This window comes from Streptomyces sp. NBC_00988 (assembly GCF_045162645.1).
Classification (GTDB): Bacteria; Actinomycetota; Actinomycetes; order Streptomycetales; family Streptomycetaceae; genus Streptomyces.
In genome coordinates, this window is sequence record NZ_CP108730.1 from 2,416,081 (window position 1) to 2,435,788 (window position 19,708).

Annotated in this window: 14 protein-coding genes; 9 read left to right on the forward strand and 5 right to left on the reverse strand. The window is 69.2% G+C overall.

Annotated elements, in window-relative coordinates; genetic code table 11:
* The first annotated feature begins 42 nt into the window (after nt 1-42).
* The 6 genes from OG496_RS11035 to OG496_RS11060 are packed head-to-tail and all read left to right on the forward strand — an operon-like array spanning nt 43 to nt 7,339.
* Nucleotides 43-1,014, forward strand: coding sequence for a glycine betaine ABC transporter substrate-binding protein (locus tag OG496_RS11035; protein WP_405970669.1), 972 nt, complete (start codon nt 43-45; stop codon nt 1,012-1,014).
* A gap of 57 nt (nt 1,015-1,071) precedes the next feature.
* Nucleotides 1,072-2,238: an aromatic ring-hydroxylating dioxygenase subunit alpha gene (locus OG496_RS11040; RefSeq protein WP_405970670.1), complete on the forward strand. Its 1,167-nt coding sequence runs from the start codon at nt 1,072-1,074 to the stop codon at nt 2,236-2,238.
* A complete protein-coding gene (locus OG496_RS11045; protein ID WP_405970671.1) occupies nt 2,235-2,561 on the forward strand; it encodes a bifunctional 3-phenylpropionate/cinnamic acid dioxygenase ferredoxin subunit in 327 nt (108 codons plus the stop codon). Before OG496_RS11040 ends, OG496_RS11045 begins: the two co-directional genes overlap by 4 nt.
* Nucleotides 2,558-3,748, forward strand: coding sequence for an NAD(P)/FAD-dependent oxidoreductase (locus OG496_RS11050; RefSeq protein WP_405970672.1), 1,191 nt, complete (start codon nt 2,558-2,560; stop codon nt 3,746-3,748). Before OG496_RS11045 ends, OG496_RS11050 begins: the two co-directional genes overlap by 4 nt.
* Before the next feature lie 34 nt (nt 3,749-3,782).
* Nucleotides 3,783-6,167 carry a transketolase-like TK C-terminal-containing protein gene (locus OG496_RS11055; protein WP_405970673.1) on the forward strand — a complete coding sequence of 795 codons (2,385 nt, stop codon included), beginning with the start codon at nt 3,783-3,785 and terminating at the stop codon, nt 6,165-6,167.
* Nucleotides 6,164-7,339 (forward strand): cystathionine gamma-synthase, encoded by a 1,176-nt coding sequence (locus OG496_RS11060; RefSeq protein WP_405970674.1) that lies wholly within the window; start codon nt 6,164-6,166, stop codon nt 7,337-7,339. Before OG496_RS11055 ends, OG496_RS11060 begins: the two co-directional genes overlap by 4 nt.
* 318 nt (nt 7,340-7,657) lie before the next feature.
* Here the strand turns inward: OG496_RS11060 and OG496_RS11065 are convergent, their stop codons facing one another.
* The 5 genes from OG496_RS11065 to OG496_RS11085 form a co-directional block, all read right to left on the reverse strand.
* Nucleotides 7,658-10,666: a hypothetical protein gene (locus OG496_RS11065; protein ID WP_405970675.1), complete on the reverse strand. Its 3,009-nt coding sequence runs from the start codon at nt 10,664-10,666 to the stop codon at nt 7,658-7,660.
* A gap of 690 nt (nt 10,667-11,356) precedes the next feature.
* Entirely contained in the window at nt 11,357-12,061 is a 705-nt protein-coding gene (locus OG496_RS11070) for a FadR/GntR family transcriptional regulator (protein ID WP_405970676.1), read from the reverse strand.
* Nucleotides 12,062-12,137: 76 nt separating this feature from the next.
* On the reverse strand, nt 12,138-13,190 hold the full coding sequence (locus OG496_RS11075; RefSeq protein WP_405970677.1) for an ABC transporter permease: 1,053 nt from the start codon (nt 13,188-13,190) through the stop codon (nt 12,138-12,140).
* Between the two features lie 2 nt (nt 13,191-13,192).
* Nucleotides 13,193-14,785 carry a sugar ABC transporter ATP-binding protein gene (locus OG496_RS11080; RefSeq protein ID WP_405970678.1) on the reverse strand — a complete coding sequence of 531 codons (1,593 nt, stop codon included), beginning with the start codon at nt 14,783-14,785 and terminating at the stop codon, nt 13,193-13,195.
* 92 nt (nt 14,786-14,877) lie between these two features.
* Nucleotides 14,878-15,933 (reverse strand): sugar ABC transporter substrate-binding protein, encoded by a 1,056-nt coding sequence (locus OG496_RS11085; RefSeq protein WP_405970679.1) that lies wholly within the window; start codon nt 15,931-15,933, stop codon nt 14,878-14,880.
* 784 nt (nt 15,934-16,717) lie between these two features.
* Here OG496_RS11085 and OG496_RS11090 point away from each other — a divergent pair.
* From OG496_RS11090 to OG496_RS11100, 3 genes are read left to right on the forward strand one after another with little or no spacing between them, the layout of a single operon-like run.
* Nucleotides 16,718-17,569 carry a fumarylacetoacetate hydrolase family protein gene (locus OG496_RS11090; RefSeq protein WP_405970680.1) on the forward strand — a complete coding sequence of 284 codons (852 nt, stop codon included), beginning with the start codon at nt 16,718-16,720 and terminating at the stop codon, nt 17,567-17,569.
* A gap of 11 nt (nt 17,570-17,580) precedes the next feature.
* Nucleotides 17,581-18,924: an L-fuconate dehydratase gene (locus OG496_RS11095; protein ID WP_405970681.1), complete on the forward strand. Its 1,344-nt coding sequence runs from the start codon at nt 17,581-17,583 to the stop codon at nt 18,922-18,924.
* Nucleotides 18,921-19,679, forward strand: a complete 759-nt coding sequence (locus OG496_RS11100; protein WP_405970682.1) for an SDR family NAD(P)-dependent oxidoreductase — start codon at nt 18,921-18,923, stop codon at nt 19,677-19,679. The genes OG496_RS11095 and OG496_RS11100 overlap by 4 nt, the downstream gene beginning before the upstream one ends.
* Nucleotides 19,680-19,708 lie beyond the last annotated feature (29 nt).

Here is a 19,708-nt window from a genome sequence, read left to right on the forward strand (position 1 = left end):
CTCCAGCACCGCCCCTTCACCAGCTCGGAGCACACCATGCGCATGCCCATGCCCTCCGCCCACCGTCACGCCAGAGCCTCCGCCCTCCTCGCCTCGGCCACCGCGACCGTCCTGCTCACCGCCGGCTGCGGCGGCGACACCCAGGCCGCCACCGGCAGCGCCGGCGACGAACTCAAGGGCGCTACCTTCACCGTCGGCTCCAAGGACTTCACCGAGTCGATCGTGCTCGGCCAGATCACCATGAAGATCCTCAAGGCCCACGGCGCCAAGGTCGAGGACAAGACCAACATCAAGGGCTCGGTCACCACCCGCAAGGCCCTCACCAGCGGCGACATCGACATGTACTGGGAGTACACCGGCACCGGCTGGATCAGCTACCTCAAGCACACGACGCCGATCGCGAACGCGACGAAGCAGTACACGGCCGTCCGCGACGAGGACTTGAAGAAGAACAAGATCGTCTGGTTGAAGCCCGCGCCCCTCAACAACACCTACGCCCTCGCCCTGCGCGAGGACACCGCGAAGAAGCTCGGTCTCAGCAAGCTCTCCGACATCGCGGCCCTCGCCAAGTCCGACCCGTCCAAGGCGACGTTCTGTCTGGAGAGCGAGTTCTCCACCCGCGACGACGGCTGGCCTGGCGTGAAGAAGACGTACGGGATCGACGTGCCCGACAGCAACATCAAGATGCTCGACACGGGCGTCATCTACAACGAGACCGGCAAGGGCAAGACCTGCACCTTCGGCGAGGTGTTCACCACCGACGGCCGCATCTCGTCCCTCAAGCTCAAGGTCCTCCAGGACGACAAGCACTTCTTCCCCGTCTACAACGCGGCCCTCACGCTGCCGAAGTCCGTCGCGGACAAGTACCCGCAGATCGCGAAGATCATGGCGCCGGTCACCGCGAAGCTCACCGACAAGACCCTCCAGAAGCTCAACGCCGACGTCGACGTCGACGGCCTGACCCCCGAGGAGGCGGCCCAGGACTGGCTCGACTCCGAGGGCCTCCTCAAGTAGTCCCCCGCGACCAGCGCCCCGCTCCCCCGCCTTCCGGTCCCCGAGAGGAGTACGCCGATGACCACCGCCCCCACCTCGGTGTTCATGCCGACACTGCCCGGCCACTACTACACCGACCCCGCCGTCTTCGAACTGGAGAAGCGGAACATCTTCGAGAAGCAGTGGATGTACGTCTGCCGGGCCGAGGACGTGCCCACGCCCGGCCGCTTCGTACGTGCCGCACTCGGCGACGAGACCGTCCTCGTCGTCCGAGGACGGGACCAGAAGCTGCGCGCCTTCCTCAACGTCTGCCGCCATCGTGGCGCCCAGCTGTGCCTGACCGACTCCGGTGACGCGGGCAAGGCCATCCGCTGCCCGTACCACGCCTGGGCCTACCAGTTGGACGGCCGCCTGATCACGGCCCCCAACTGGCAGTCCATGGAGACGATCGACAAGGCCGACTACGGCCTGCACTCCGTGCACCTCGCCGAATGGCACGGCCTGGTGTGGGTGAGCCTCGCCGCCGCCCCGGAGCCGTTCGAGGACCAGATCTGGACGCAGCTGGACTACCGGCTCGGCGGCGACCGCGACAAGTTCGCCCGCTACGGCCTCGCCGACCTGGTCCTGGGCAAACGCGTTGACTACGAGTGCGCCGCCAACTGGAAGATCATCCAGGAGAACTTCCAGGAGTGCTACCACTGCGGCACCATCCACCCCGAACTCGTCGAAACCCTCCCCCAGTTCCAGAACCTCACCGGTGGCGCGGACGCAGGCTACGACACCGACGGCTACACGTTCGCGGACGGCAAGACGTCCTTCTCCGTCAGCGGTACCGCCGAGCTCCCGCGCATCGGTGGCCTGGAGGAGGACGACGACCGCAAGTACTACGGCATGGTGATGCGGCCCAATTGCTTCATCTCCCTGCTCCCCGACCACGTCATCGTGCACCGCTTCGAGGTGACCTCCACCGAGACGACCCGGGTGGTCTGCGAGTGGCTGTTCCCACCGGAGACGGTCGCCGAGGGAGCGCCGTACGACATCTCCGACACCGTCGAACTGTTCCACCGCGTCAACCAACAGGACTTCGCCGCCTCCGAGTGGTGCCAGCCGAACATGAAGTCCCGCGCCTACCGCGACGGCGGAGTACTGGTCCCCACGGAGCAGGAGATCATCGGCAACTGGTACTACCGCTGGTACCACCAGGCCATGGGCCTGGACGCGCCCGGCCGCGGGGAGCGGTCGTGATCGAGGTGTGCCGACTCGACGAACTCCCGCCCGGCGAGGTGTCCGTGGTGAAGACCGCACACGGGCGCATCGCGGTCTTCAACGCCGACGGAGAGCTGTACGCCGTCGACGACCGCTGCACCCACCAGGAGGCCTATCTCTCGGACGGCTGGCTGGAGGGCTGCCTGGTCGAATGCCCGCTGCACGCGTCGAACTTCGACCTGCGCACCGGCCGGCCGACGGGACCGCCCGCCACCGCGCCGGTACGGGTCTACGCGGTCGAAGTACGCGACGGACTAGTCCACGTCTCCGCCGAGCCGACGGCTTCCGGGAGCGGCACATGAGGAATCTCGTGGTCGTGGGGGCGTCCCTGGCCGGGCTGTCGGCCGCCCGTGCGCTGCGGGCCCGTGGGTACGACGGGCGGCTGCTGCTGGTCGGCGCGGAGGACATTCCGCCGTACGACCGGCCGCCGCTGTCCAAGGACTACCTGCTCGGCCGCGCCCAGGCGGCGGATCTCGCCCTCACCACGGACTCCGACACCGCGCTGGACCTGGAGTGGCGGCTGGGGTGGCGGGCCGTCCGCCTGGACGCGGCCGAGCGCGCGGTCGAGCTTGACGACGGTACGCGGGTGGTGACCGACGGCGTGGTCGTGGCCACCGGGGCCACGGCCGTGCCGTTGCCCGGCACCGCGCGTCTCGCGGGTGTCCATCTGCTGCGCACCCTCGCCGACGCCGAGGCTCTTCGCGCCGAACTGCGGCCCGGGGCCAGACTGGTGGTCGTCGGCGCCGGTCTGATCGGCGCCGAGGCGGCGTCGAGCGCGGCAGCCCTCGGCCTCAATGTCACGGTCGTCGAACGCGGGCCCGCTCCGCTCACCCGGATCCTGGGTCGCGTCGGCAACGAGGTCAGCGCCGCACTCCACGCCGAGCACGGGATCCGGCTGATCACCGGCGCGGCCGTGACCGAACTCGCCGGACGGGACCGCGTGACGGGCGTCCTGCTCGCCGACGGCCGGCTGCTGCCGGCCGACGTGGTACTGGTCGCCATCGGCTCCCGGCCGTCCGTGGACTGGCTGGCGGGCAGCGGGCTCGAACTCGACGACGGCGTGGTGTGCGACGCCGGATGCGCCACCGCCCTCCCGAACGTGGTGGCCGTAGGCGACTGTGCCCGCCCCTACCACCCCTGGCTGCGCCGTCACCACCGGGCCCAGCACTGGACAGCCGCCCTGGAACAACCCGAAGTGGCCGCCGCCCGACTGCTCGACGGCCCCGGCGGCTCGTCGGCGTACACCTCGGCGCCGTACTTCTGGTCCGACCAGTTCGGCGTACGCATCCAGTTCGCCGGGCACACCGGGCCCGACGACCGTGTCGAGATCACCGATGGCAGCTTCGAGGAACGCAGTTTCCTCGCCGTCTTCCGGCGCGGCGAACTGCCCACCGCCGTGCTGGCCATGAACCGGCCGAAGCTGTTCGGCCGGGCGCGGCGGCTGATCGCGGCCGCCGGACCACTGCCCGCCGCCCAACGACCCCGTTGACCAGATGAGCCCAGGGAACCCAGGGAGCACGACGATGACGACCGCCCTCACCCCCGTCACCCCGCCGCTGGCCCGTCCCGGCCGGGACCTGGACCTGCTGCGCGTCATCGAACGCCGGGTGCTGTGGCTGGCGACCAAGGTGGTCGACCACGCCAACCACGCCCGCTCCGACGCCTCCGGCATCAAGACCGGCGGCCACCAGGCCTCCTCCGCCTCGATGGCTACGATCATGACCGCCCTGTGGTTCGACGCGCTCACCTCGGCCGACCGGGTCTCGGTCAAGCCGCACGCCTCGCCGGTGCTGCATGCCGTCAACTACCTGCTAGGCGGCCTGGATTCCTCTTATCTCACCACTCTCCGTGCCTTCGGCGGGCTGCAGAGCTACCCCAGCCGCACCAAGGACCCGGACCAGGTCGACTACTCCACCGGCTCGGTCGGCCTCGGCGCCACCGCACCTCTGTGGGGCGCGGTGGCCCGCCGCTACCTCGACAGTCACCACCCGAACCCCGGTGGGGAGGGGCGTGGCCGCCAGTTCGCCCTGATCGGTGACGCCGAGCTCGACGAGGGCGCTGTGTGGGAGGCGTTGCGCGACCCGATGACCGCCGACCTGGGTGAGGTCGTCTGGGTGGTGGACCTCAACCGGCAGTCCCTGGACCGAGTGATGCCCGGCATCGAGGCACAGCGACTGTCGGGCATGTTCGAGGCGGCAGGCTGGCAGTGCCTGACCCTGAAGTACGGCTCCCGGCTGGAGGAACTGTTCGCCCTGCCCGGCGGCGGGGCCGAGCTGCGCGCACGACTCGACCTGATGTCCAACCAGGAGTACCAGTACCTGCTGCGCAGCCCCGCCGCCGAGCTGCGCGAACGGCTGCCGGGCACGGGCCGCCCCTCCGCCGCCCTGGCCGCGCTGATCGCCGGCCTCGACGACCGTCGGCTGACCGCCGCCTTCGCCGATCTGGGCGGGCACGACCTGGGGTTGCTGCTCGACACGTTCGACCGCGTCGACGACACCCGTCCCACCGTCGTATTCGCCTACACCGTCAAGGGCTACGGCCTGCCGACCGCCGGTCATCCGCAGAACCACTCCGCGCTGCTGACGCACCAGCAGATGGAGGAGCTGGCCGCCGCACTCGGCGTCGATCCGGCCGATCCCTGGGCGCGGTTCCCCGACGGCAGCGCCGGGGCCGCGGCGTGTGCGACCGCGGCCGCACGACTGCGTCGTCCGCCCGTCGTCGCGTCCAGGCCCCCCTCGCCCCCAGCCGACCTCGGCCGTACCCCGTCCGGCCGGATCTCCACCCAGGACGCGCTCGGCCGGGTCCTGCTCGATCTCACCCGCCGCGCACCCGAGGTGGCCGAGCGGATCGTCACCGTCAGCCCCGACGTGGCCTCCTCCACCAACCTCGGCGGCTGGATCAACAAGGTCGGCGTCTGGTCCGCGGGCGAACCGGCCGAACCCGCGTTCCGCCACCCGGACTCGATGCTGCGCTGGCAGGAATCCGGCAGCGGACGCCACATCGAACTGGGCATCGCCGAGACCAACCTGGTCGGTCTGCTCGGCGAACTGGGCGCCACCTGGAGCCGCTGGGGGCAACCGCTGCTGCCCATCGGCACGGTCTACGACCCGTTCGTCACCCGTGCCGCCGAGCCCTGGTCCTTCGGGATCTACGCGGGGGGCCAGTCGATCCTGGTCGGCACGCCGTCGGGTGTGACACTCGCCCCCGAGGGAGGCGCCCACCAGTCCGTGGTCACCCCCTCGCTCGGCATCGAACAGCCGGGCTGCACGGCATACGAGCCCGCCTTCGCGCAGGACGTGGAGTGGTGCCTGCTCAAGGCACTCGGAGAAATGGGCAGGTCGGGCGGCGGCTCCTTCTACTTCCGCCTCTCCACCCTCCCCGTCGACCAGTCCCTGGCCGCCGTCCCCGAGGACCCGGCGGCCCGGGCACGACGGCGCCGACAGGCCCTGGCCGGGGGTTACGTACTGCGTACGGCGACCCGGCCCAGGGTGCGGATCGCCGCCATGGGCGCCACCGTTCCCCAGGCCCTCGCAGCGGCGGAAGACCTGGGGCGGCTGGGCTGCCCCGCCGAGGTCATCTGCGTGACCAGCGCCGATCTGCTGTTCCGTGCCGTACGCGCCCGCAGCGGCCATCCGTCCGACAGCCCCCTCCCCCTCCTCACCACCGAACTCTTCCCGGACGACCGTCCGCTGCCGCTCGTCACCGTCGTGGACGCGCATCCGCACACCCTGGCCTTCCTCGCCGGCCCCTGCGGCGGGCCCGCCGCGCATCTCGGTGTGACGGGGTTCGGGCAGAGCGGAGCCCTCGAAGACGTCCTGCGCCACCACCGGATCGACCATCACGCCGTCACCGACGCCGCCCTCGCCCTGCTGGGCCGCCACCCGACCGAGGAGACCCCCACCCCATGACCTCCGCCTCGTCCCACGAACAGTCCCAGCAGTCGTTCGCGACCCGAGCCGTGCACGCCGGTCACGACCCGGCCCGCCACAACGGCTCGGTCACCACCCCCGTCTACCTCGCCTCCACCTTCGTACGACCGCACGCCCGGCCCGTGGACAGCGGCTGGGACTACTCCCGGATCGCCAACCCGACGCGTGACGCGCTGCAGGAGTGCCTGGCCTCCCTGGAGGGCGGAGCCTCGGCGGTCGCGGTGGCCTCCGGCATGGCGGCGAGCACGACGGTGCTCCAAGCCCTCTGCCGGGCCGGGACGCACATCGTGATCCCGGACAACGTCTACGGCGGCACCTGGGACCTCGTCTCCGAGGTCTACGGGCGCTGGGGCCTGACCCACACGGCCGTCGACATGAGCGACCTGGATGCCGTCGCGGCCGCGACACGCCCCGGCATCACGGCGCTGATCTGGGCCGAGACCCCGTCGAACCCGCTCCTGAAGGTCACCGACATCGCCGCCGTCGCCTCGCTAGCCCACGACGCGGGCGCCCTGCTCGTGGTCGACAGCACCTTCGCGTCGCCATACCTCCAGCAGCCCCTCGCCCTGGGCGCCGACGTGGTGGTGCACTCGACCACCAAGTACCTGGGCGGGCACTCCGACATCACCGGCGGCGCGATCGTCTGCGCGGACCCGGACATCGGCGAGGTGATCACCCGTCATGTCGGCATGCTGGGCACGATGGCGGCACCCCAGGAGGCCTGGCTGGTCCAGCGGGGGATCAAGACCCTCCCCGTGCGGATGCGGCAGATCTGCGAGAGCGCCCAGCGGGTCGCGGAGTTCCTCCAGAGACACCCCGCCGTGCGCGAGGTCCACTATCCCGGGCTGCCCTCCCACACCGACCACGCCCTCGCCACGAAGCAGATGCGGCACGGCTACGGGGGTGTGGTGTCCCTGGTGGTCGACGGCGACGCGGACACGGCCGGACGGGTGTGCGAGCGCACGCAGGTGTTCACCCTCGCCGTGTCTCTGGGCAGTGTGGAGTCCCTGATCGAGCATCCGGCCCGGATGACCCACTGCACCACGGCCGGAACCGCCATCGGCGTCGACGACTCACTGCTGAGACTGTCCATCGGGCTGGAGGACTGCGACGAACTGATCGCCGATCTGGACCAGGCCCTCAGCAGTTGACCTGTCCCGGCCGCAGCCAGTCACGGTCGGCATCATGAAGCTCACCAGCAAGGGCACCGCAGGCATCGCGGCGAACCCACGGTGTCACGCGCTGAGGAGCGTCCGGGCCCCGAGTACGGCACGCAGGGGACCGGCGAAGTAGGGACATGGCCCATGGCGACTGCCCCATCGAGGGGTCCGGTCGGCACCGGGACCTGATCGGCCGGACTCAACGCGGCTGCGGCCGACATCCCGTGTGGGATGTCGGCCGCAGCCGTCGCTCGAGATCGGCGTCTCCGCTGGCTCCGGGCGCCGCCGGGAGCAGGGAGCCGCGGTGGGTCAGCTCACGTCGAAGCGGTCGATCACGAGCCAGGAGCCTCCCGTTTTGGTGAGGGTGAGGGTGTGCCGTTCGGCGGTCAGTCCGCTGACGGTGTAGACGGTCTGCTGGACCTGGCGACTGGTGGAGTTGGCGGTGACGGTGCCTTGTGAGGCGCCGTCAAGGGAGACCGCGACAGTGCCTTCGTCGGTGTTGGTCTCCGTGATCAGGCTGATCCCGGTGCCGGTGAACGTGACGGTGACCGAGTCGCCGTTGGTCCTGGCGGCGTGGACGTCGTCCTGGTAGTCGCCGAGGCCGCGATTGGCGGAGTGCATCCAGGAGGAGCCGGTGTAGGTGACGGAGGAGGCGGTGTCGTTGTGGACGCCGGTGACCTCGAATCCGTCGATGGTGGCATAGGTGCCGCTGCGCTTCACGACCTGGATGGTGTGGCTGCCGGCGCTCAGGCCCGCGGTGCTGAAGACGGCCTGTTGGACCTGGCGGGTGGAGGCGGAGGTGCTGAACAGGCCCATGGAGACACCGTCGATGTAGACCTCGATGTTCCCTTGGTCGGTGTACTTCTCTCCGATGACGGAGACGCCGGTGCCGGTGAAGGTGAGGGCAGCGGAGTCTCCGTTGGTGCTGGTGGCGTGCAGGGCGTCGTGGAGGTCGCCCAGGCCGCGGTTGCCCCGGTCGCTCCAGGTGCCGGTGTAGGCGATCGCGGTGTCGTCGTCGTCGAGCAGCCCGGTGAGCGGCCGGTACGCGGCCTCGGGCCCGGCCGCGGCGATGATCGCCTGGGCGGCGGTGGGCCAGGCACCGCCCGTGACGAGGGTCGCGTCGGTGAGGGTGATGTTGGTGCCCTTGTTCTGGTAGTTGGAGCGGTCCGCGTAGTTGTCGTGGATGGTGTTGTCGTGGATGGTCGGGGTCCACATGCCGACCCAGTTGCCGTTGCCGGTGCGTATCACGTTGTCGTGGGTGTTCCAGTAGGAGCTGCCCTCGTCGTGGTAGATCACCTGGTTGGTGCGGTTGGTCACCTCCAGCAGGTTGCCCGCGAGCACGGAGGTGGTGGAGCCGTCACCGTTGCCCTGGCCGCCGTTCGTGTAGATCGGGCCGCCGTCGCTGAGGATGTTCATCACGTCGTGGACATGGTTGTCCAGGATCTGGTTGCCGCCGGCGTAGATGGTGCCGTGCGCGCACGTGGTCAGGCCCTGGGCGGCCTGCATGGTGCAGTCCGAGGCATAGCCCCAGCCCCAGCCCAGCGATATCCCCGAGTAAGAGGTGTGGCCGACATCATTGTGCGAGATCACGAGGTCGCGGGTGTAGCCGGCCCAGATGCCGACCGCGTCGCGGTAGTCCAGACCGACGTGCTCGATCCAGTTCTGGTTGATGGTGTCGCCGGTGGTCATGCGGGCGGTGTCGGTGAGGTAGTAGTCGTCGACTTCTCCGACGTAGGCGCCGCCGCCGGAGAGGTCGTGGATGAAGTTGCCGGTGACCGAAGAGTCCTGGGTGCCGTCCGCCACGTCGATGCCGTTGCCGCCTGCGTGGGCGATCTCGTTGCCGGTGAAGGTGATGCCCGAGCCGCGGTGGATCTGGACGGCGGCGGGGATGCGGATCGGGGCCAGGGTGTCGGCGTCCCACAGGATGCCGGCCTGGTTGTCGATGTAGCCGGTGGTGGAGGGCAGCGTCCAGGTGGTGTACGCGAAGGTGATGCCCTGGAAGGTGATGTCGTGCACCGGCGCGATGACGTCCGGGACGACGGTGAAGCCGTCGATCACCATGTAGCTGCCGCTGGTCTTGACCAGCTTGACGGTGTGCTGGCCCTTGGTCAGGCCTGACACGGAGGCGATGACCTGCTGGGCGAGCCTGGTGGAGCTGTTCGCGGTGACGCTCTGGGTCTTGGTGCCGTCGACGTAGACGTCTATGCCGCCCTCGTCGCTGTTGGTCTCGGAGAGTATGTCGACACCGGTGCCGGTGAAGGTGTAGCTCACCGAGGCACCGTTGGCTGTGGCGTAGTGCACGTCACCGTACAGATCCCCGTAGGCGCGGCCCGTGGAGGTGTGCCAGGAGGAGCCGGTGTACGTGGCAGCCGCGTCCGTGTCGTTGACCGGGGCCAGGTGGCCAGGGGTGCCGGACAGGTCCAGCAGCTCCTCCTGGACGGGCAGTTCCACGTCTGCGGTGCTGAGGTCCTCACCGGTGCGCGGCTTGTAGTAGAGATAGCCGGCGTTGCTGTCGAGGTAGAACTCACCTGGGTCGTCCAGTAGTTCGTAGGCGTTCTCCACCCAGGTGATCCCGTCCAGCTTGGGCAGTCCGGCACCGTTGAAGGGGAAGCCGCGGTTGGGCACCGAGGTGTTGTTGCTCGCGAAGCACGCCGGGTCGACATCCAGGCTGGACCCGCCGCCACTGGGCACGCTGATGCCCGCCAGGGGGCACTTCATGTGCTTCCACTGCTTGTCGTACGCGATCTCGACATCAGAGGGGTTGGTGAAGGAGGCGTACGAGGAGTCGCTGGTGGTGAAGCTCGACCCGGAGAGCGTGAAACCGGACGGGTTGAGGGGGCCGCGGGCCCGCTGCGCCCTCACTCCGTTGACGAACAACTGCCTGCTCTGGGTGCCGGCCGTTACCGAGGCGCGGTAGATGCCCTTGGTGCTGTCGTACAGCGAGAATCCGGTGACCTTCTTCGCGCCGTTGAAGACGGGCTTCTCGCCCGGGTAGGCGGCGTAGACGACCTGGTGGCCGTTCTGCCCCGAGTCCGAGGGGCCGAGGGTGAACGCCTCCGACAGGCGGTAGGTGCCTCCGCGGAGATAGACGTCGACGTCGGCGGCCATCCCGGAGACAAGGTCCCGCACCTTGCTCTTGGCGCCGTCCAGACTGCAGGGCGCGCTGAGCGTACAGGCGGTGCCTGAGCCGGTGGGCGACGCGTACAACTGGGTCGGCGTGGCAGCGGACGCCGGGGTGGCCGTGACCGCGGCAGCGGCGATCAGCACAGCGCCCAGCGTGGCGATACCGCGGACAGATCTGCGGCGGAACAGCAGCATTGATGCTCCTTCAGGGGAGTGCGGTTGCGACCCGTCATGGGAAGCGACAGGGGGCTGACCGTCGGGCTCTGGGCCTACGGCTGCTCTCGCCATCAGCGAGAGAGATCCGATGATTCGAATATCAGGGGCGATCATTCTTGCCAGATGACGGAGCAGACGGGGGTCGATTGGAGTGCCGCTCAACCGGGTCTAATGCATCACGTGCGAGCCAGTCGAGACCATCACGCTCGCCCTTTGCGTTCAGCATGGGCCAGTCAGTCATCGGATCTATAGCGGACAGCGGGGAGATTACGGCGAAGTTACCGACACGGGCAAGAGCTGCGGGCCACGAAAGTCGGGGGATTTTCGGGGCCGTGCGGAGCAGCGCGGCCACGGATCCGGAATCCCGGACGTGGAAGGGTCTCTGGTGTGCCGGTACCCCGGCAGCGGCCAGGGCGCTGTCGGGTCTACGGGGTGCGCGACGGGCCCGTCGTCCCGCCGCCGAGGCCGGCACCGGGCGCGGGCCCGACTCGGGCGGCGGCTGCTTTCTCCCTACGCGGGCGAGCGTGGCCGCCGCGGCCCGCGGTTTCTCCGCTCGGGCGGCGATCGCCAAGACGTCAACGCGCCAAGGCGACGCACCGTCAGTGTCGGCCTGCCCTCCCACCGGGTCCACGGCACGTCCGCCAGCGGGTCCTCGGGAACTCCGGCGTCTCACCCGTCGAGACCCTGGGCAGCCCTCTCCGCGCCCAGGCTCCTCGCCAGCCACTGCTCGACGGCGGCGACATGCACCGTAGCAGCGGACACGGCGAGCAGGGCGTCCCGCGCCTGGAGCGCACGGAAAATCTCCTCGTGCTCGTGGTGCGCGTTTTCCAGAGCCTGCTGGATCTGGCTGCCCCGCACGATGCGCACCCGCTGTGTTTGGGTGGAGAGAACCCGCAGCAACATGGAGAGGACCGGGTTGCCGACCGCTTCCACGATCCGCAGATGGAACTCGATGTCGTGGGCGACGAATTCCTCGACGGTGGCCGCGGCCCGGCACTGGTCGAGTATGCCGCGCAACACCTGCAGTTCCTGGGGTGTCAGCAGGGCCGCGGACAGCCCTGTCGCCTGCGGCTCCAGGAGGCGGCGCACCTGGAGCAGTTGCAGGGCGGTCCGACCCTGGGAAACGTCGGCGGCGAAGGACAGTGTTTCGAGGAGCAGGTGGGGTTCCAGGCTCGACACATAGGTGCCGTCGCCCTGCCGGGCCACAAGGATTCGCATGGCGGTCAGCGCCCGGACCGCTTCGCGGAGCGAGTTGCGAGAGAGGCCGAGCTGTCCGGCGAGGTCTCCCTCCTTGGGCAGGCGGGAACCGGGGGCGAGTTCGCCGGTGAGGATCATGGCCTTGATCTTGTCGATTGCCTCGTCGGTCAGCGCCACGACTGCTGCCCTTTCTTTTGTCGGCGAGCGGACGGTTCGGCCCCGCCAGGATCCGGCGGGGCCTCGCTCGTACCGCCTACTCCTGCTTCTCGCCGGAGGCGAAGCGGGAGATGATCAGGGCGACGATGATGATGGCGCCGTTGAGGAACTGGTTCCACAGGGGTGGTACACCCGCCAGCGTCATCACATTGACGACCAGCTGGAGGGTCAGCACACCGGTGAGCGCGCCGAACACCGAGCCCCTGCCGCCGTTCAGGCTGACCCCGCCGATGACCGTCGCGGCGAACACCTGGAAGATCCAGCCGCTGCCCTGGGTCGCGGAGATGGAGCCGTAGTGGCCGCTGTAGAGGATGCCGGCGAACGCGGCCAGCAGGCTGCCGATGACGAGAACGACCCACACGATCCGGTCGACCCGGATACCGGCGGTCCGCGCGGCCTCCGCGTTCCCGCCGATCGCGTAGAGCGCCCGCCCGTGTCGCAGCCAGGCCAGGACGCAGCCGCCGGCGGCGAAGAGCACCGCGCAAATCCAGATGGCGGCCGGGACGCCAAGCCAGGAAGCCCTGCCCAGGTAGGTGAAGGAGGGCGGCAGGTCCACGATGGACTGGCCTTCGGAGAGGGCCACTTGGAGCCCGCGCAGCATGGTCAGCCCGCCGAGCGTGACGATGAACCCGTTGAGTCGCAGCTTGAGGATGAGGAAGCCGTTGAGGGCACCGATCGCCACCCCGACCAGGAGACAGAGCGGGATCGCCATCCACTCCGGAAAGAGCCCCAGGCCGTTGAACCGACCGCCGGTGGTGGGCAGGACGAGCCATACGGCGATGACGGGCGCCACCCCGATGGTGGACTCCAGGGACAGGTCCATGCGGCCCACGACGAGGATCAGGGTGGTGGCGAGGACGAGCAGGCTCAGCTCGGTGGACTGCTGAGCCACGCCGATGAGGTTGTCGGACGTGAGGAAGGCCGGGGAGACGATGAACCCGATCACGCACAGTACGAGGATGGCGGGGACCAGGGACAGCTCGCGGAATCGACCGAGGCGAAGCGTGCCACGTCGGGGGGCGGTATCCGCGACGGGCTGCTGCTCCGCCGTGGTCGCCGGGGGGTCGGTGACATTTGAGGTCGCGGACATGACTACCTTCCGTGCTCTTCGGCGCCGTGCTGTTCGCCGCCGGGTTCGTCTTGCGCGCCTGCCATGCCTTCCATGGCGGCGACCACGTGTTCGTCCTTCCAACCTCGGTCGAACTCGGCGACCACCCGGCCGTGGAACATGACCACGACCCGGTCGCAGACCTTGAGGTCGTCCAGTTCGTCGGAGACGATCAGGGCGGCCCGCCCTCCGTCCGCGACCTCCCGGATCCGGCCGAGGAGGAACTCCTTGGACTTGACGTCCACACCGTTGGTGGGGCGGATGGCCACCAGGACATGCGGATCGGTGGCCAGCGCGCGGGCGATGACGACCTTCTGCTGGTTGCCGCCGGAGAGGGCGGACACCGGGGTGGCTGCTCCGGGGGTCTTGATGTCGAGGTCACGGATCATTCGCTGGGCGAATGCCCTCGTACGGGAAGGGAGCACGGTGCCGAACGGGCCGAGTTGGGCGGTGACGGTCATGGTCGCGTTCTCCGCCACACTGCGGTCGTTGACCAGGCCCTGAAGGTGACGGTCCTCCGGGACCAGACCGACGCCCGACGCGAGCGCCACGGGCACACTGCCGGTACGGACCTCCCGGCCGTTCACGCGGATACGGCCCGCCTCCGGACGGTGCAGCCCGGCGATGGTCTCCCCCACCCGGACGTTGCCGCTCGCCGTGGCGCCGGCGAGCCCGACGACTTCGCCGCACCGGACCGTAAGTGCCAGTTCCCGGCACGCGCCGGACAGCGTGAGCCCGTCGACCGCGAGGAGCTCCTTGGCGTCACCGGCAGCCGGCGCGACGCCGCCCCGCGCGGCCGACGCGGTGCCGGCGGACTCTCCTGTCATGGCCTCCACCAGTGCCTGGTGACCGAGATCGGCCACGGGCGCGGTGAGGATGTGGGCCGCGTCGCGGTAGACCGTGACGGTCGAACAGAGGTCGTAGACCTCCTGCAGATGGTGGGAGATGAAGAGGAAGGCGACACCCTGCCGCTGGAGGTCGCGGAGCTTGTCGAAGAGCCGGCCGATACCCCGCGCGTCCAGCTTCGCGGTCGGCTCGTCGAGGATGATGAAACGCGCGCCGAAGGAGAGGGCCCTGGCGATCTCGACGAACTGCCGCTGCTCCACGGTGAGGTCCCTGGCGCGGGCCGCGGGATCGATCTCGACGCCGTACTCACCGAGCAGTTGCTGGGCCCGCTCCCTGAGCCGCTTCCAGCGGATGGGCCGCAGTGCGCCGGAACTCTGCCGGCCCAGGAAGAGGTTCTCGGCGACGGTCAGGTCACCGATGACGGTGGAGCGCTGGTAGACGCAGGCGACTTTGGCCCGCCAGGCGTCGATGTCACCGAAGGCGGGCGCGGGTTCGCCCGAGAACCTCAGCGTCCCGGTGTCCGGCTGCTGGAGCCCGGTGAGGATGGACACGAGTGTGGACTTGCCGGCGCCGTTGCGGCCGACCAGGGCGCGCGACTCGCCCGCGGCGATCGTGATCTGGGCGTCGCGCAGCGCGACGGTGGCGCCGAATCGTTTACTGATTCCCGTGGCCTCGACCACCGGGGAGGAGCTCACGGTGCCGGTCGCCGGGGCGGTCGCGGTGTCCGCCATGGTGAATACCGTCCTTTGCATGCGGATAGGGGTGCGGGGCGCGGGCGGAGGGGCGGGGTGCCATCCCTCCACACCGCGGCCTGACCGTGTGGTCACTTGCCCACGTTGTTGCCCCACAGGGCCTTGTCGTCGACGTTCTCCTTGGTCACCAGTGGAGCCGGCAGCTGGTCCTCCAGGCCGTTGGGGAGCTTGATGATGGTGGAGCCGTGGTCGGTCGCACCCGGCTTGAAGGTCTTGCCATCGGCCGCGGCCTGCGCGTAATACACGGCGTACTTGGCGTAGAGGTCGGCCGGCTGGGAGACGGTCGCGTCGATCTCGCCCTTGCGGATCGCGTCGAACTCCTGCGGGATGCCGTCGTTGGAGACGATCGAGATGTGCCCCTTCTGACCGGCCGGCTTGAGCAGGCCCTTCTGCTCCAACAGGGCCAGGGTCGGCTGCAGGAACACGCCTCCGGCCTGCATGTAGATGCCGTTCAGGTCAGGGTGCTGGGAGAGGAGGGTCTGCAGCTTGGCGGAGGCCACATCCCCCTTCCAGTCGGTGGGCAGCTCGAAGACCTTGATCTTCGGGAACTTCTCCTTCATACAGGCGGCGAAGGCCTCGGAGCGGTCGCGTCCGTTGATGGAGTCGAGCGCTCCCTGCAGTTCGGCGACCTTGCCCGTGCCGCCCAGCTGCTTCCCCAGGAACTCGCAGGCCTTGGTGCCGTACGCCCGGTTGTCGGCGCGTACCACCATGTAGACGTCGCCCTTCTCCGGTCTGGTGTCGACACTGACCACGGGGATCTTCTTCGAGGCGAGGGTGTCGAGGGTGGAGGCGATGGCGCCGGTGTCCTGCGGGGCCATGACGACGGCCTTGGCACCGGTGTTCTGGAACACCTGGACGTTGGCGACCAGCTTGGTGATGTCGTTCTGGGAGTTGCTCAGAGGCAGCGCGTTGACGCCGTCGGTCTTGATGTCCTTCTCGACGTACTGCGCGTACGAGTTCCAGAAGTCGGAGTCCGAACGGGGCAGGTCGATACCGATGGCGGGCTTGCCGCTGCCTGACGCCGTGGTGGAGCTGGTGCTCTCGCGGTTGCAGGCTGTGGCGAGCGCCATCACCGCGAGGGCGGCCGTGGCGACCGCGGCGGCGGAGCGTGTACGAGCAGGCTTCATGACCGGGTTCTCCTCTGAGCGGGCGAGTGCCGCCGGATGACTTGGGGTGCGGCCGAGGACCCGGATTCCTAGGGGGGACGGGAAGGGTCCTGGTCCTCGGCCGCGGAAGCCGCGGTCGAGGACGGGGCATACCTGGACCGCGGGTAGGGCGGGAGGTGGAAGGAGGGGCACTGCTGGGTCCGAGTACCGGACTTGATTCGGTAGTAGGCGACGAGCCCGCCGAATCCTCCGATGTATCTCGGGACGTCGAGGACATTACGACGACGTTGCCAGAGAAGACAAGAGTTCACTGCGATGATTCCTCCGGCATCGCGCCACACAGGGCTGCCCGCATCGCACGATCGCCTGCACGCGTAGCGGAAATACGGCCCTGAACTGCGGAAACAAGACCTCTCCAGATCCGATGCCGACACCGCGCCCCGGCTTACGATTGAGCAACGCCGCCGTTGCTCGAACGCCTTCCGGTACGAACACCCACGCTCTGAAGATGTCCGACCTCGCACAACTGGGCGTCTCGGCACCCAGTGGCAGCCAGAGGTTCGAATCAAGCAGACGCCGCAAGACTGAGGCCCAGTGATCGGAGGACGCGGTCGGCGAGAGTCACCAAAAGTGACTAATTCCGGCAATCTGAGCCGTGAAGCCTCACCACAGCCCCCGGTCTCGCCAGATACATCCGATGAATGCTTGTCAGGCAAAGGAAATGACTCTAAAGTCGCCCTGGCCGCCAGACCTCCGATGTATCTCGGAGGGGAGATCACCACCCCACGCCAAGGGAGCTGCCCAAGTGAAACTGCTACGCATCGGCGAGCCGGGCGAAGAAAGACCCGCTGTCCGAACCGACGGCGGCGTGCTGCTGGATCTGTCCTCGGTCACCGCCGACATCGACGGCGCGTTCCTGGGCTCCGGCGGCCTGGAGCGGGCCCGTGCGGCGGTCGACGCGGACCTCCTGCCTGAATTCGACGCCGGGGGCCTGCGCGTCGGCGCACCCCTCGCCCGCCCCGGAAAGGTCGTCTGCGTCGGTCTGAACTACCGCGACCACGCCGCCGAGACGAAGGCCGCCGTTCCCGAGCGACCGGTGATCTTCATGAAGGACCCGGGTACAGTCGTCGGCCCCTACGACGAGGTACTGATCCCGCGCGGCTCCGTGAAGACGGACTGGGAAGTGGAACTCGCCGTGGTCATCGGCCGCCGGGCCCGCTATCTCGACGGTCCTGACGCGGCACGGGACGTCATCGCGGGCTACGCGATCAGCCATGACGTCTCGGAGCGGGAGTTCCAGCTCGAGTACTCGCCGCAGTGGGACCTGGGCAAGTCCTGTGAGACCTTCAACCCGCTCGGCCCCTGGTTCGTCACCGCCGACGAGGTCGCCGACCCGCAGAACCTCGGACTGCGGCTCAGCGTCAACGGAGTGAAGCGGCAGGACGGCAACGCCCGCGACATGATCTTCCCCGTCGCGCACATCGTGTCGTACCTGAGTCAGTACATGGTCCTGGAACCAGGGGACGTGATCAACACCGGTACGCCAGCGGGCGTGGCCCTCGGGCTGTCCGGCACCCCCTATCTGCGGCCCGGTGACACCGTCGAACTCGAGATCGACGGGCTCGGCGGCCAGCGCCAGACCTTCGCCCAAGCCTGAAAGGCAGCACCTTGTCTGCGAACTCTCCCTCCCCCCGGATCACCGCGGTCGACACCTTCGACATCCGGTTCCCCACCTCCCGGGAGCTGGACGGCTCGGACGCGATGAACCCGGATCCCGACTACTCGGCCGCCTACGTGGTGCTGCGAACGGACGCCGGCGACGGACTCGAGGGCCACGGCTTCACCTTCACCATCGGACGCGGCAACGATGTGCAGGTCGCCGCGATCGGAGCGCTGCGCCCCCATCTGCTGGGCCGCTCCGTGAACGAGCTGTGCGCCGACCCGGGCTCACTCAGCCGCGACCTGATCGGGGACAGCCAGCTGCGCTGGCTCGGCCCCGAGAAGGGGGTGATGCACATGGCGATCGGCGCGGTTCTCAACGCTGTCTGGGACCTCGCGGCGAAACGAGAGGGCAAGCCCCTGTGGCAGTTGCTCGCACACTCCACGCCCGAGTGGCTGGTCTCCCAGATCGACTTCCGGTACATCGCCGACGCGCTGACACCCGACGACGCCCTCGCGCTACTGCGCGAGGGACGGACCGGTCTGGCGGAGCGCGAGAAGGCGCTGCTGCGGCGCGGCTACCCGGGCTACACCACCTCGCCCGGCTGGCTCGGCTACTCCGACGACAAGCTCGTCCGGCTGGCCAAGCAGGCGGTCGCCGACGGCTTCACGCAGATCAAGCTCAAGGTCGGCGCTGACCTCGAGGACGACATCCGAAGGCTGCGCACCGCCCGTACGGCCGTCGGCCCCGACATACGGATCGCCATCGACGCCAACCAGCGGTGGAACGTGGACGAAGCGATCGAGTGGGTCAACGCGCTCGCCGAGTTCGACCCCTACTGGATCGAGGAGCCCACCAGCCCCGACGACATCCTCGGCCATGCCACGGTGCGCGGGGCCGTCGCCCCCGTCAAGGTCGCCACCGGGGAGCACGTCCAGAACCGGATCGTCTTCAAGCAGCTGCTCCAGGCCGGCGCGATCGACGTGCTCCAGATCGACGCCGCCCGGGTCGGCGGCGTCAACGAGAACCTCGCCATCCTGCTGCTCGCCGCCAAGTTCGGCGTGCCGGTCTGCCCGCACGCCGGCGGAGTGGGGCTGTGCGAGCTCGTGCAGCATCTGTCGATGTTCGACTTCCTCGCGTTGTCCGGCACCACCGAGGACCGCGTCATCGAGTACGTCGACCATCTGCACGAGCACTTCGAGACCCCCGTACGGATGCGTGACGGGCACTACGTCGCGCCGCTCGACCCCGGTTTCTCGGCCACCATGGTCCCGCAGTCCATCACCGACTACAGCTACCCGGACGGCACTTTCTGGGCCGCCGACCTCGCCGGACAGGAGGAAGTGGCATGACCGGTCTCACAGGTCTGCGTGCGGTCGTGACCGGCGGCGCCTCCGGCATCGGACTCGCCACGGCGCGGCTGCTGACCGCCCAGGGCGCCAGGGTCGCCGTCCTGGACCGCGACGTCTCCCCGGTCGCGGAACCGCTCTTCGCGGTCGAGGCCGACGTCTGCGAGGACGCTTCCGTCCGGGCCGCCGTCACGAGGGTGGCCGAGGAGTTCGGCGGCCTCGACATCCTCGTGAACAACGCGGGCATCGGCGCCATCGGCACCGTCGAGGACAACCCCGACGAGCAGTGGCACCGCGTGCTCGACGTCAACGTCCTCGGGATCGTCCGCACGTCGCGCGCCGCGTTGCCGTATCTGCGCCGGTCCGCGCACGCGGCGGTGGTCAACACCTGTTCCATCGCCGCGACCGCCGGACTGCCCCAGCGCGCCCTGTACTCCGCGAGCAAGGGCGCCGTACTGTCGCTGACCATGGCGATGGCCGCCGACCACGTCCGCGAGGGAGTCCGCGTCAACTGCGTGAACCCCGGCACCGCGGACACCCCGTGGGTCACCCGGCTGCTGGACACCGCCGAGGACCCGGCGGCCGAGCGCGCCGCCCTCAACGCCCGTCAGCCGACGGGCCGACTGGTCTCCGCCGACGAGGTGGCCGCGGCCATCGCCTATCTGGCGAGCCCCGCCGCCGCCTCCGTCACCGGCACCGCCCTGGCCGTCGACGGCGGGATGCAGGGCCTGCGGCTGCGCCCCGCGGCGTCCTCATGAGTGCCACGAGTCCCATGAGGCCGGCCCCC